Raw genomic sequence first — 14,011 nt, forward strand, 5'->3', positions numbered from 1 at the left:
CCAAAAGCACGCAGTTTTGTGAAAAATTTAAAACCGGGTGGAAAATTTTACCCATTAAGTGGAAAATATTTTACCCTGTTTCAAAATATTTTCCCATTTTCAAACAAAGTGCACAGGTGGTAGAATAATAACAGATCAAGAAAGGGAGGAGAAAAAGCCGTGTCTGAATATGTTCTTGAATTAAAAGGCATTACGAAAATTTTCCCCGGCGTTAAAGCACTGAACAATGTACAGTTCCAGTTAAAACCTGGCGAAGTTCACGCACTGATGGGCGAAAACGGTGCAGGTAAATCTACCTTCATTAAAGTAATTACCGGTGTACATAAAGCAGAAGAAGGCGAAATGTACCTGTTTGGAGAAAAAGTGGATTTCAAAGGTCCGAAGGATGCACAGGAAGCAGGAATTGCAGCTGTTTACCAGCACCCCACATCCTATCCACATTTAACAGTGGCTGAAAATATTTTTATGGGACATGAGATCAAGAAGAATCACATGATCCAGTGGAAGGCCATGAACGAGGAGGCAAACAAGCTTCTGAAGCAGCTGAATGCAGATTTCGATTCCACAGCAGAAATGGGAACCTTAAGTGTTGCCCAGCAGCAGATGGTTGAGATCGCAAAGGCATTGTCCACAAATGCAAAGATCGTGATCCTGGATGAGCCTACCGCTTCTCTTACAAAGAGAGAATCCGAGGAGCTTTACAGAATCGTAGATCAGTTGAAAGAAAAAGGCGTTTCCATTATCTTCATTTCCCATCGTTTTGAGGATATGTACCGCCTGGCAAGCAGAGTTACTGTTTTCCGTGACTCTCAGTATATTGGTACCTATGATGTAGACGGGATCACCAATGCAGACCTGATCAAAGCCATGGTTGGCCGTGAGATCAAGGATCTGTTCCCGAAACCGGAGGTTAAGATTGGTGATGAGATGCTTCGTATCGAGCACTTATCCCGTACCGGATATTTCAAAGATGTTTCCTTCAATGTACGCGCTGGCGAGATCGTAGGTCTTACAGGTCTGGTTGGTGCAGGACGTACAGAAGTTGTAGAGAGCGTCTGTGGAATCACAAATCCAGATGAAGGAAAGGTTTATCTGGAGGGAAAAGAAGTACATATTAAACAGCCATCTGACGCAATGAAAGAAGGTATTATCCTTCTTCCAGAGGACCGTCAGAAGGAAGGTCTGATCATGAGCTGGGGACTTGGAAGAAACGTAACACTTCCGACTATCAGCAAATATGCGAAGAACGGCTTCAATGACGAGAAGACAGAAAGAGATCTTTCCAAGAGACTTCTGGAAGAGGTTGATACCAAAGCAGTTGATATTTTCCAGCCTGCAAGCTCTCTGTCAGGTGGTAACCAGCAGAAGGTTGTAGTTGCCAAGGCGCTTAGCCAGGAGATGAAAGTCGTAATCATGGATGAGCCTACAAAAGGTGTTGACGTTGGTGCCAAAGCTGAGATTTATGCGATTATGGGTGACCTTGCAAAGAAAGGTTATGCGATCATCCTGATTTCCTCAGAAATGCCTGAAATCCTTGGAATGTCTGACAGAATCGTTGTAATGTGCAACGGACGTAAGACAGGAGAGCTTGGAAGAGGAGAGGCAACTCAGGAGATGATCCTTGAGCTGGCTATGGAGAAAGGTACAACAGGAAAGGGGGCAGCTAAATAATGGAAAAGAAATCTTTCATGAAAAAGCTGACAGGTTCCCGTGAAGCACTGCTTGCAGTGATCCTGGTTCTGCTTTTCGTAGTAATCACAATCATCAGCCCGTCATTCCTTACATTCAAGTCTCTGACGGATATGCTGAAAAACAATGCGGTAACAATGGTAATGTCACTTGGTATGCTGTGTGTTATGCTGGTAGGTGGAATTGATATTTCCATCATGTCTACTCTGGCACTGACTGGTATGTCAATTGGTATGCTTCTGAAATATGAACACATTTCCAGTACTTTCCTGGCATTTGTGATCGCGCTGGCAATCGGAATCGCATGTGGTTTCCTGGTAGGTCTTGTAATCTCCAGAGCAGATGTACCTCCGATCATTGCAACAATGGGCTTCATGTACATCTACCGTGCAATGGGATATCTGGTTTCCCACAATGGTGAGTGGGCAAGTGCAGCAGCCCTTGGTGAATTTAAAGATTTTGCAACAACAAAATTCCTGGGAATGAGCCTTGTTATCTGGGTAATCATCCTTTGCTATGTAATCTTCTTCGTATTCATGAAATGGACTACCATCGGAAGAAGAATCTATGCAGTAGGAAGTAACCCGAGCGCAGCTGAAGTTTCCGGTATTAATGTAAAAAATATTAAGCTTCTTGTTTACACTATCATGGGTCTTCTTGCAGGTCTTGGCGGAGCCCTTCAGGTTTCTATTTACGCTTCTGCAATGCCTGATATGCAGCAGGGCGGTGAGATGGACGTTATCGCAGCCTGCGTTATCGGTGGTGTAAGCATGAGTGGTGGACGTGGTACAGTACTTGGTGCTCTTCTTGGATCCCTGATCCTTGCAACTATTGCAAAGGCACTTCCGCTGATTCCATTCTTCGATCAGCTGTGGCTGAATACCATCAAGGGTGTTATCATTCTTGTAGTCGTTGTTGTAAACATTGTTTTACAGCGTACAGCTGACAAAAATGCATTAAAGGGAAGGGAGATGTAATCATGGCTGGAAAATCTGGAAGAAGTATTAACAACGTGCCGAAAAGCCCTGTGAAACAGATGATCTTCAGCTGGGAAGGCATTCTGGTACTCCTGTTTATTGCAGTAAATATTTTCTGTGCAAACTTTTCCGAGTTCTATAATCTGAAGAGTCTGCTCCGTCAGATGCCTGTTTATCTGGCAGAAATCTTCTTGATGCTGCCGATGGCATACATTCTGGTACTTGGCGAGATCGATATTTCCGTTGGATCTATCGTGTGTCTCTCTGCAACAATGGCTTGTATTGTGGCAAACACAGGAGCCCCGTTTATCGTGGTAATCCTTGCTACACTTCTGGTCGGATCCCTTTGCGGTGCTGTAAACGCATTTGTTCTTACCAGATTTGAAGAACTGCCTCCAATGATCGTAACACTTGCAACCCAGATCATTTTCAGAGGTATTGCAGAGATCGTTCTTGGAAGCGGCGGAAGTATTTCCGTAACAAACACAGAAGGCTTTGCTGCACTTGGCGGAAAAGTAGGACGTGTTCCTTACATTCTTTTCCTGGTTCTGATCCTTGGAATCATTGCAGCAGTTATCCTTGGAAAATGTACCTTCGGACGCAGAGTATATGCAATCGGTACCAACCGTCTTGCAGCTTACTACTCCGGAATCCATGTACAGAAGATCCGTTTCGTGATCTACACTCTGATGGGAACCATCTCCGGACTGTGTGCACTGTTCCTGATGTCTTCCTCATTCGGTGCAAATACCACAACTGGTAACGGATTTGAGATGGATGCCATTGCAATGGCAGTATTCGGAGGAATCTCCTCCACAGGTGGTAAAGGTAATATCGCAGGCGGTCTGATTTCCGCATTTATCATCGTCTGCCTTCGTGTTGGACTTGGACAGAGAAACATTCATCCGCAGGTTATCCTGCTGATCATCGGTGTGCTTCTGATCGGTGCAGTTGCACTTCCGAACATCATCAAAGAGATTCAGAAAAAAGCAAAAACAGCGAAATAAAAAATCCTTAACGAACTCATATATAACCTTATAAAGCTTGTAAACTGCCTTGCAGAAGGCGGGGCAGTTACAAATACAAAAACTATATTATTCCATGGGAGGAAAAAAACATGAACAAAAAAATCGTAAGCGCACTTCTTTGTGGAGCAATGATCCTTGGATCCGCAGTTCCGGCTATGGCTGGTTCAGCTGACGGAAAGAAAATCGCACTGGTTGGTAAATCAGCTGGTAACGCATTCTTCGAAATCGCTGCAAAATCCTTCGTAGAGACAGCTGAAGCAGAGGGAGCTACAGTTGATACTGTTTACCCAGAGGCAGCTACAGCAGATGCTCAGATCAAAGTTCTTGACAACCTGATCTCTCAGGACTACGATGCAATTTGCATCTCTGCAAATGATGTTAACGCACTTCAGGCAAAATTACAGGAAGCTATGGATGAAGGAATCAAGATCTCCTGCTTCGACTCTGCTACAAACCCAGACAGCCGTCAGATCTTCATCAACCAGGCTGGTACTGTTGCTGTAGGACAGGCTCTTCTTGATGCTTGCCTTGATATCTCCGGTGGAGAGGGACAGTTCGCAATTCTTTCCGCTACTTCTCAGGCTGCAAACCAGAACGCATGGATCGATGCTATGAAGAAGATTATGGAAGAGGATGACAAATATTCCAAGCTTGAGCTTGTAGAAGTTGCATATGGCGATGACGAGCCACAGAAATCCACAGACCAGACAGCAGCTCTTCTTGAGAAATATCCGGATCTGAAAGTTATCTGCGCACCTACAACAGTTGGTATCGCTGCAGCTGCTAAATACCTTCAGGACAACGGATCTGCTTGCAAACTGACAGGTCTTGGACTTCCATCTGAGATGCTTGAGTACACAGGTGCTGATGATGAGCATTCCTGCCCATACTTCTATCTGTGGGATATGCAGGGCCTTGGAAAACTTTCCGCTCTGACAACAATTGCTCTGATCAACGACGAGATCACAGGTGCTGCTGATGAAACCTTCACAGCTGGTGACCTTGGTGACTACACAATCACAGCAGCTGATGACGGTGGTACAGAAGTAGTTCTTGGCGCTCCGCTTGAGTTCAACCCAGACAACATCGAAGAGATGGCTAAATTGTACTAATCAGACCGTTTAAGATTAGATGTTAATAAAGAAAAGACCCTGCCGAGTGCAGGGCCTTTTCGCGTCCTGGATTTTCAGATACGCTCTAAAGTGTGTCTGAAAAATTATTCCCGCAATCTGCACGCACACTTTGCGGTACATTTTGCCCGAATTCGGTTGCCGTAGCCCGCTGTGGCGCCTTCATCCAGACAAGGAAGCAGATCTTGATTTGGCTTATTTGTGTGAATGCATCTCCGTATGTTCTTTCATAAGCTCATCATGCAGCTTCAAAGAGTCCCAGTGAACCGTAACCGGTGTAAGCATAGCTTTTAAGTTCACTGGCAGCAGGCCATTTTCCTTAAAGAAAGCCAGAAATTCATCCAGCTGCTCACTGGAAAAATCCTTCAGCACCATCATTTCTTCCTGAAAATTTTTTCCAAGGTTAAATAGCGGATTCTTAGAAAACCCAGGAATCTCGAAGAGAAATCCGAGACTTTCCAGGTACTCTGGCTGCTGTACCATGCGGACAGAGATTCTGTGCCGGTTCAAATATCTACGGATCTGGCGAAGACGATCCTCATCTTTAAAATTATATAATAAAATCTGGGTTTGGGACATAAGTATCCTCCTTTTTGCGTTTATCTAAAAAGAGAATAGCAGAAAAATTCCCTTTTTACAAGGAAAGTGTGGTATGATAAAAAAAACTATATTTTTAATTTTGTTACAGGAGACTACATGGCGAAAAAACGAAAAATGAAAATGGAATTCCGCTATTACCAGATGCAGGATGGAATCCCCATTCTGGCACTTCCTGGTGAAAAGTGGGTGCAGAATTATGGAAGGGATGTGGATTACCTTCACTTTCATAACTATCTGGAGATCGGTTTCTGCTACAGTGGCGAAGGAGAGCTGGTGTTAGGAGAAGAGCCTGTACGCTTTGCAGGGCGGGAATTTACCATTATTCCACCGAACTTTCCCCATACGACCACCAGCGATGTGGGAAATATCAGCAAATGGGAATATTTGTTTATTGATGCGGAAGGTTTTTTGCAGGTGGCTGCAGGAACGCCCCTCAGGGCAGAAAAAATGATCCAGCGTATTTATTCAAAAGCACTTTGCCTGAAAGAATCAGAATATAAAAGCCTTTCAAACAAAATAATCAAGATACTGGAAATTATGCGCGCCAGTGATGAGTTTTATCTGGAAGAGGCCAAAGGAGTATTATTGGCATTACTTGCGGAAGTGGCAAGAATGAACCGTTCCTCTGCTGAAGAAAATATTGAGGAAAAAGGAAAGATCACCAATATGATCTCCAGGGCCATCGACTATATTTCACAATGTTATATGGAGGATATCCGAATTGGTGATCTGGCAAAAGCCTGCCATATCAGTGAGACTCATTTTCGCAGGGTGTTTACCTCCTATATGCACATGAGCCCTCTGGAATATATTAACAAAGTAAGGATTCAGACTGCCTGTGAGATCCTGAAAAAGACGGATGAGTCTATCGCAGATATTGCCTACAAATGTGGCTTTACAACCAATTCCACATTTAACCGGAACTTCCGCCAGCTGATGGGAATGTCGCCGGCAGAGTGGCGGAAACGCCCGGAAAATTACGAACAGCAGCTTTTGAAATTTGATATTCATTCAGAGGAGGGATGGTAGAATGTACGATTACAAAATAGTAGAACAGGTGACCAGAAAGAAAAAGAGGCTTTCCGGAGTATTAAAAAAGACCATGGTATTTTTTGCCGTAGTGTTTGTTGTTATGGGAATTACCATATCCCAGGCCTTTATGCTGGCTGGTTTTTGCCTGGCAGGTCTTTATTTTATTTACGGGACCTTTTGCCAGCGGGATTATGAATACATAATGGAAAATGAACAGCTTACCATAGATGTGATTTATGGAAACAAGTACCGTAAGACAGCCCATGAGCTGGATCTCCGGCAGCTGGAGGTGGTAGCCCCTCACTGGCATGGCTCAGTGGCAAAATACAAAAAGAACGGTGGAACAGAGCACTTAAAGAAGTACGATTATACTTCCTATGAAGAAGATACTCCCTATTACACAATGATCATTAAGGAAGACGGACGTAAGATCAAATTACTTCTGGACCTTACGGAAGAGATGCTCCATACCCTGAAAACCAGGTATCCTCAGAAAGTCTTTTTTGCATAGAAATAAAATAAAAGAATGTGAATAGTTCACAAAATATACATATAAAATTTGTGAAAAAGTACAGAAAATCAAATAATACATGTGTACATTAGTGAAAAAAAACCACATGCTTCGTAAACATGACGAAAAATTGTGAAAAAATGAATGAAACATGAAAAAGAAAAAAATAAGCATAATGGTCGAAAATGCACATTATATGAGCGGTATTGCATACATCACCCTATATGCGGATGGTATAATACATTCATAAGAAATACAGAGAAACAATTTTAAGGGAGGATATTTCTATGAAGAAAAAAGTACTTACCGTATTACTTACAGGTGCAATGGTAGCTTCCATGGCAGCAGGAGCAACAGTTGTATCTGCAGAGGACAACGACAACACATTAACCGTATGGGCATGGGACCAGAACTTCAATATCAAGTCCATGCAGATCGCAGCTGATCAGTATGCAGCTGATCATGAAGGCTTTTCAGTAGATATCATCGAGACATCTTCTGATGACTGCCAGACCAAGCTTACTACAGCAGCTAACGCTGGTGACTACAGCACACTTCCGGATATCGTTCTCATGCAGGATAACAGCTATCAGAAATTCCTGAAAGCTTATCCAGATGCTTTCACAGACCTGAAAGATATGAATGTTAACTGGGATGATTTCGGAGCTCTGAAACAGTCCTATTCTATGGTAGATGATACACATTACGGTGTTCCGTTTGATAACGGTGCTGTTATCGCCTGCTACCGTACAGATATCCTTGAAGAAGCAGGATATACACTGGATGACCTTACAGATATCACATGGTCCAAATTCGAAGAGATCGGTAAAGATATTCACGAGAAGACCGGCAAATACCTTCTTACAAGCGAAGCAACAGGCGGCGATACCCTTATGATGATGATCCAGTCCTGTGGTGCGAACTTCGTTAACGAAGACGGCGAAGCTTATATCGTTGGCAATGAGACAGCTGAGAAATGTATCGACCTTTACACAGAGCTGGTTCAGAACGACGTTGTGAAACTTGTAAACAACTGGGATGAGTACATTGCAACCATCACAAGCGGTGAGGCTGCTGGTATTGTAAATGGTAACTGGATCACAGCTACTCTGATGTCCACAGAAGATCAGAAAGGCTTATGGGGAATCACCACAATGCCTAAGGTTGACGGTGTTGACACAGCTACAAACTATGCAAACAACGGTGGATCTTCCTGGTATATTACCTCTAACTGCAAGAATGTAGAGCTTGCTGAGGACTTCCTTGCAAGCACATTTGGCTCCAGCACAGACTTCTATGATGCAATCCTTTCTGAGACAGGTGCTATTTCCTGCTATCTGCCAGCTGGTGAGTCTGATGTTTACAATGAGCCAAACGAGTTCTTTGGCGGACAGCCGATTTTCTCAACAATCGTAGAGTACTCTTCTCATATTCCGGAGTTCACAAAGACTCCATATCACTATGAGGCAAGAGAGTGCGTAAACACAGCTGTTGTTAATATCGTAAACGGAACAGCTAAGGAAGACGCTCTTCAGGAAGCACAGGATACACTGGCATTCAAGATGACTGAGTAATCCTTTCCGGGCAGTGATTAAAATTAAATAGGAATTAATTATTAGGAGGCGGGGGACTGCTAAGTAGTCCTCCGTTTTCTGTTCAAAGAAAATGCCTGTTACTCCATACAGGCGCCTATCTAACAGTTGTACGGCTGAGCAAAAGAAAGTCACATAAAAATATTTTGCTCACTGGTACAGCTGTTAGATGGAAAAGTTGCAGTATATATAGGCTTGAAAGGAGGAGTTCCTGTGAATTCCAAGAAAAAAGGTATGACACTGGCTACGAAGCAGAAAGCTGCCGGATGGATATTCCTGGCACCAGCTTCTATCATGATCGCCATCATGAGCTTTTATCCAATGATCCGGGCATTTATCATTTCCCTGCAGACAGGTGCCGGCGCAAATATGCGTTTTGCAGATCCAATCTTCAGTAACTACAAACGAATCCTTGCAGATAAAGTGTTCCAGCAGTCCATTGGCAACACATTCCTGTATCTGATCATTCAGGTTCCGATCATGCTGATTCTTGCGATTCTGCTTGCACAGCTTCTGAACAACAAAGACCTGAAGTTCAAAGGCTTTTTCCGTACATGTGTATTTCTTCCATGTGCAACTTCCCTGGTTTCCTATTCCTTGATCTTCCGTTCCATGTTTGCAACAGACGGTCTGGTCAACAGTGTACTGATGAAACTGGGAATTCTCTCCACAGGATATAATTTCCTTGGAAACTCCACCAGTGCGAAGATTGTTATTATCATCGCCCTGATTTGGAGATGGACCGGATACAATATGGTATTCTATTTGGCAGGACTTCAGAACATCGAATATTCTGTTTATGAGGCAGCGAAGATCGATGGTGCAAACGGATGGAAAACCTTCTGGAAGATCACAGTACCGCTTCTGAAGCCGACTATTATCATGACCTTCATCATGTCCATCAACGGTACCTTACAGCTGTTTGATGAGTCCATGAACCTGACAAAGGGTGGTCCTGCAAACTCAACCATCACAATGTCACATTATGTTTACAATACCTGTTTTGTCAACGTGCCGAACTTCGGATATGCAGCAGCAATGTCCTTTATTATCTTTATTATGGTAGCAGTTCTGGCATTTATCAACTTGAAAGTAGGTGATACTCGTGACTAAGAAAAACAAATCTGCAATCCAGAGAAGATTGATTCCTACATACATTTTTCTGATCATTGTATCATTTTTCTCCGTTTTCCCGCTGTACTGGATGATTTCAGCAGCTACAAATACCTCCACGGATGTATCACGCGGACGTATTATTCCGGGAAGCTATTTCATGGAGAACTTTAAGAACCTGACATCCCAGCAGCCACTTTGGAGAGCACTTGGAAATTCTTTCTTCTATGCAATCTTGACTACAGTGATCTGTCTTCTGATCTGTTCTATCGCCGGATACGGATTCGAAGTATATCATGACAAAGGAAAAGACAGATTGTTTTCTATTCTCCTTCTTGCCATGATGGTTCCTCAGGTTGCTACTATGGTTCCGTTGTTTAAGATGTTCTCAAAAGCGAAGCTTCTGAATACATCCATCGGATTTATCCTTCCGATCATTTCCACACCGTTTATGATCATGATGTTCCGACAGAATGCAAGAGCTTTTCCAGTAGATATTATCGAAGCAGCACGAATTGACGGCTTAAGCGAAGTGAGAATCTTTTTCCAGATGTTTATTCCAACCATGAAATCCACCTACGCGGCAGCCGCTGTTATTACCTTTATGAATGCCTGGAATGCATACCTGTGGCCGAAGGTAATCATGACAGATAACAAAGCCATCACAATGCCAATGCTGATCGCCAACCTGATCACAGGCTATGTAACCGATTACGGTATGCTGATGTGCGGCGTATTATTCTGTTCCATTCCGACCATGGTTGTATTCTTCGTTCTGCAGAAGCAGTTTGCAGAAGGTATCACCGGTGCGGTGAAATAAGTTTGAAAATCTAAGGGTGCTGCGATTTATTTGCGGCGCCCTTTTTTCTGAACATGGATACGCAATCTATGGACGATTTTTATATATTGTTCTGTAAAAAATCCATGGAAATAGAAAGTTTATATTACTATAATAAAACTAGAACGTGTTTGAAAAAGGCTTTCTGCAAGATGTGCGTCACAATTTGTGGGGGATTTCGCTCGAATGAGGGCACCGTAGCGGGCTACGGCAACCGAATTCGGGTGAAATCTCCCGCAAAGTGGGGCGTGCAGATTGCGGGAATGATTTTTCAAACACGCTCTAGTGCAGGGCATCTGGAAAATATTGCCCGCAACGTTTATAGAGAGAGGGTTACTGTTGTTACCAGTGAACAGTATCGAGAAAGGACTACATATGAAGGAATTTGATTATTCATTAGTTAAGAATCCCGAATATTTTAAAGACGGAAGAATGGAGGCTCACTCCGATCATATCACTTATGCAAACGTGGAAGAGGCTTCCGCAGGTGAGACTTCTTACCGCCACAGCTTAAATGGAATCTGGAAATTCCATTATGCCCGCAATTACGGAAATACCATAAAAGGCTTCGAGAGAGAAGATTATTCCTGCAAAGACTGGGATGACATCCGTGTGCCGGCCCATATCCAGATGGAGGGCTACGATGCACCTCAGTATGCCAATGTGCAGTATCCATGGGAAGGACACGAGGATATTCACCCAGGGGAGATTCCGGAGCATTTCAATCCTGTGGCAAGCTATGTGAAATATTTCACAGTGCCGGAACAGATGAAAGGAAAACGTCTTTTTATTTCCTTCCAGGGTGCAGAAAGTGGAATCGCTCTCTGGCTGAATGGCCAGTTTGTAGGATATAGTGAAGATTCTTTTACCCCGTCAGAATTTGAACTCACCGATTATGTGAAAGAAGGGGAAAATAAGCTGGCAGCTCAGGTGTTCAAGTGGACAGCCAGCAGCTGGTGCGAGGATCAGGATTTCTATCGTTTCTCCGGAATTTACCGGGAGGTTTATCTTTATACAGTACCGGATGTGCATGTGTATGATCTCCAGATCCGCGCAATCCCGGATGAGAGCCTTAACAAAGCCCGGTTTGAAGTCAAGACCAGCACCTGGGGAAAGGGAAATGTGCATATTGCTCTGTCAAAAAATGGACAGACCATATTGGAGGAAAATAAGAGCTTAGGCGAAAATGCAGCAAGTACAGGAAGTGACCGGAACGGAAAAGATGCAGCCACTGAAGCTGCTGGCAGAACCGTTCAGAAAGGTGTTGCTGATACATTTAGCTGGACAGTGGAGAATCCGATTCTCTGGAGTGCAGAAGATCCTCAACTCTACGATTTGATCATGGAGGTTTTCGATGAGAATGGTATTCTTCAAGAAGTGATCCCTCAGAAAGTCGGTTTCCGCCGATTTGAAATGAAAGACGGAATTATGACTTTAAATGGAAAACGAATTGTATTTAAAGGTGTGAACCGTCATGAATTCAGTTCCATAACAGGAAGATGTGTATCCGAAGCAGAGCTACGCAAGGATCTGACCATCATGAAGCAGAATAACATCAATGCCATCCGCACCTGTCATTATCCGGATGCTTCTCTGATCTACCAGCTTTGTGATGAGTTTGGAATTTACATGATCGATGAGACCAACCTGGAAAGTCACGGCTCCTGGGATACAGCGGAATTTACGAAGGACTATACTTATGTGGTTCCCCATGATAAGCCGGAATGGCAGTCTATGATGTTAGACCGCGCCAATTCCATGTATCAGAGAGATAAGAACCATCCGGCAATCCTGATCTGGTCCTGTGGAAATGAGTCCTTCGGTGGTAAGGATATTTTTGAAATGTCCCAGCTCTTTAGAAATGCAGACCCTACCCGTCTGGTACATTATGAAGGTGTCTGCCACGACCGCAGATATAATGAAACCAGTGATATGGAAAGCCAGATGTATCCATCTGTGGAGGCAATTAAAGAGTTTCTTGCAAAAGATGATTCCAAGCCTTTTATCTGCTGTGAGTACACCCACGCTATGGGAAATTCCTGCGGTGCTATGCACAAATATACAGATCTGACAGATACTGAGCCGAAATATCAGGGTGGCTTTATCTGGGATTATATTGATCAGTCTATTTACAAAAAAGACCGTTATGGAAAAGAGTTCCAGGCATATGGCGGAGATTTTGGCGAGCGTCCTACTGATTATAATTTCAGTGGAAATGGTATTGCATATGGTGGAAATCGTGATGCGTCTCCGAAGATGCAGGAAGTAAAATTTAATTATCAGAATATTACCGCACAGGTAAGTGCTGATTCCGTGAATGTGATCAACAAAAATCTGTTTGTAAATACGGACACATTTGAATGCAGAGTAACTCTTCAGAAGGATGGAAACGTAATTCGTACAGAAGTACTGGATACAGCAGTGGCTCCTTTGAGCCAGATGGAATATGCTCTTCCATTTAAGAAGGAGGAGAAAGCAGGTGAGTACACGGTAACTGTTTCTTTCCATTTGAAAGAGGATATGCCATGGGCGAAAGCAGGTCATGAGGTTGCCTTTGGACAGTATGTTTACCAGGTGGAAGCAGCTGTGAAACCTTGCACAGAGCATCTGGAGGTAATTCACAGTACCCATAATATTGGCGTGCGCGGAGCGGAATTTGAGGTGCTTTTCTCCGTATTGAACGGTGGTCTTGTTTCCTATAAGTATGCGGGAAAAGAAATGATCGAGGCAATTCCGAAGCCTAATTTCTGGCGAGCACCAACAGACAATGACTGTGGAAATCTGATGGCAATGCGATATGGACAGTGGAAGCTTGCCAGCATGTATGTAAACCATAAGGATTACCGCGGAGCGGCATATGGACCTGGAAATGTACCAAAGGTAGAGGAAAAAGAGCATTCAGTAAAGGTATCCTATACCTATTTTCTTCCCACTATTCCGGCGTCTGAGTGTACACTTGCTTATGAAGTTTTCGGAGATGGAAGAGTTCGTACCACACTTTTCTATGATCCAGTGAAAGAGCTTGGCGATATGCCGGAATTTGGTGTGATTTTCAAGTTTAATGCAGATTATGACCATGTATCCTGGTATGGACTTGGAGAAGCTGAGACCTATGCAGACCGTAAGAAAGGTGCAAAGCTTGGAATCTACGACAATATGGTAAAGGATAATGTGGCAAGATATATGGTTCCACAGGAATGCGGTGCCAAGAAAGAGGTCAGATGGGCGAAGATCACAGACCGAAAAGGCAGAGGAATGCTTTTTGAGATGGATAAAGAAAACGGCCCGATGATGTTCTCTGCCCTGCCATACACACCTCATGAGATGGAAAATGCAATGCATCCATATGAACTGCCACAGATTCATTATACAGTAGTGCGCGTGGCAAAAGGCCAGATGGGAATTGCCGGAGACGACAGCTGGGGAGCAAGAACCCAGGAAGAATATCTGCTGGATACAAGTAAGCCTATGGAGTTTTCATTTGTATTTAAGGGAATCTGA

At 43.5% G+C, this 14,011-nt stretch carries 12 protein-coding genes and 1 pseudogene; 11 read left to right on the forward strand and 2 right to left on the reverse strand.

Translation table 11 applies throughout. From position 1 onward, the window contains the following. Nucleotides 1–159 precede the first annotated feature (159 nt). From ABHC48_RS02380 to ABHC48_RS02395, 4 genes are all read left to right on the forward strand, one after another. Nucleotides 160–1,671, forward strand: a complete 1,512-nt coding sequence (locus ABHC48_RS02380) for a sugar ABC transporter ATP-binding protein (protein ID WP_118577743.1) — start codon at nt 160–162, stop codon at nt 1,669–1,671. Continuing rightward, nucleotides 1,671–2,666 carry an ABC transporter permease gene (locus tag ABHC48_RS02385; protein WP_173769559.1) on the forward strand — a complete coding sequence of 332 codons (996 nt, stop codon included), beginning with the start codon at nt 1,671–1,673 and terminating at the stop codon, nt 2,664–2,666. The genes ABHC48_RS02380 and ABHC48_RS02385 overlap by 1 nt, the downstream gene beginning before the upstream one ends. A gap of 2 nt (nt 2,667–2,668) precedes the next feature. After that, entirely contained in the window at nt 2,669–3,673 is a 1,005-nt protein-coding gene (locus ABHC48_RS02390) for an ABC transporter permease (protein ID WP_118577741.1), read from the forward strand. A gap of 110 nt (nt 3,674–3,783) precedes the next feature. Continuing rightward, complete coding sequence (locus tag ABHC48_RS02395) at nt 3,784–4,806, forward strand: substrate-binding domain-containing protein (RefSeq protein ID WP_173717939.1); 1,023 nt, start codon at nt 3,784–3,786, stop codon at nt 4,804–4,806. A gap of 213 nt (nt 4,807–5,019) precedes the next feature. Here the strand turns inward: ABHC48_RS02395 and ABHC48_RS02400 are convergent, their stop codons facing one another. Further along, nucleotides 5,020–5,403, reverse strand: coding sequence for a DUF3783 domain-containing protein (locus ABHC48_RS02400; protein ID WP_195699940.1), 384 nt, complete (start codon nt 5,401–5,403; stop codon nt 5,020–5,022). A 117-nt stretch (nt 5,404–5,520) separates the two neighbouring features. On the opposite strand from ABHC48_RS02400, the gene ABHC48_RS02405 reads away from it, so the two are divergent. The 5 genes from ABHC48_RS02405 (at nt 5,521) to ABHC48_RS02425 (ending at nt 10,492) form a co-directional block, all read left to right on the forward strand. After that, entirely contained in the window at nt 5,521–6,453 is a 933-nt protein-coding gene (locus tag ABHC48_RS02405; RefSeq protein WP_195699939.1) for an AraC family transcriptional regulator, read from the forward strand. Between the two features lies 1 nt (nt 6,454). Then, a complete protein-coding gene (locus tag ABHC48_RS02410) occupies nt 6,455–6,967 on the forward strand; it encodes a hypothetical protein (RefSeq protein WP_148461197.1) in 513 nt (170 codons plus the stop codon). Nucleotides 6,968–7,254: 287 nt separating this feature from the next. Further along, nucleotides 7,255–8,541 (forward strand): extracellular solute-binding protein, encoded by a 1,287-nt coding sequence (locus ABHC48_RS02415; RefSeq protein ID WP_148461198.1) that lies wholly within the window; start codon nt 7,255–7,257, stop codon nt 8,539–8,541. A 231-nt stretch (nt 8,542–8,772) separates the two neighbouring features. Beyond that, nucleotides 8,773–9,672 carry a sugar ABC transporter permease gene (locus ABHC48_RS02420; RefSeq protein ID WP_148461199.1) on the forward strand — a complete coding sequence of 300 codons (900 nt, stop codon included), beginning with the start codon at nt 8,773–8,775 and terminating at the stop codon, nt 9,670–9,672. Continuing rightward, nucleotides 9,665–10,492, forward strand: coding sequence for a carbohydrate ABC transporter permease (locus ABHC48_RS02425; RefSeq protein ID WP_173717083.1), 828 nt, complete (start codon nt 9,665–9,667; stop codon nt 10,490–10,492). Before ABHC48_RS02420 ends, ABHC48_RS02425 begins: the two co-directional genes overlap by 8 nt. A 119-nt stretch (nt 10,493–10,611) precedes the next feature. On the opposite strand, the gene ABHC48_RS02430 is transcribed toward ABHC48_RS02425, so the two are convergent. Beyond that, nucleotides 10,612–10,785: a DUF6783 domain-containing protein gene (locus ABHC48_RS02430; RefSeq protein WP_319017151.1), complete on the reverse strand. Its 174-nt coding sequence runs from the start codon at nt 10,783–10,785 to the stop codon at nt 10,612–10,614. Between ABHC48_RS02430 and ABHC48_RS02435 the strand changes: the two are divergent. Further along, nucleotides 10,702–10,899 (forward strand): annotated as a pseudogene (locus ABHC48_RS02435) (DUF6783 domain-containing protein); the annotation flags it as partial. The gene ABHC48_RS02430 and the pseudogene ABHC48_RS02435 sit on opposite strands and share 84 nt — an antisense overlap. Beyond that, a complete protein-coding gene (locus ABHC48_RS02440; protein ID WP_347505132.1) occupies nt 10,886–14,011 on the forward strand; it encodes a glycoside hydrolase family 2 TIM barrel-domain containing protein in 3,126 nt (1,041 codons plus the stop codon). The pseudogene ABHC48_RS02435 and the gene ABHC48_RS02440, both read left to right, overlap by 14 nt.

Origin of the sequence: Ruminococcus sp. 1001136sp1, assembly GCF_039841815.1 — a bacterium.
In the GTDB taxonomy this organism is placed as follows: domain Bacteria; phylum Bacillota; class Clostridia; order Lachnospirales; family Lachnospiraceae; genus Blautia_A; species Blautia_A faecis.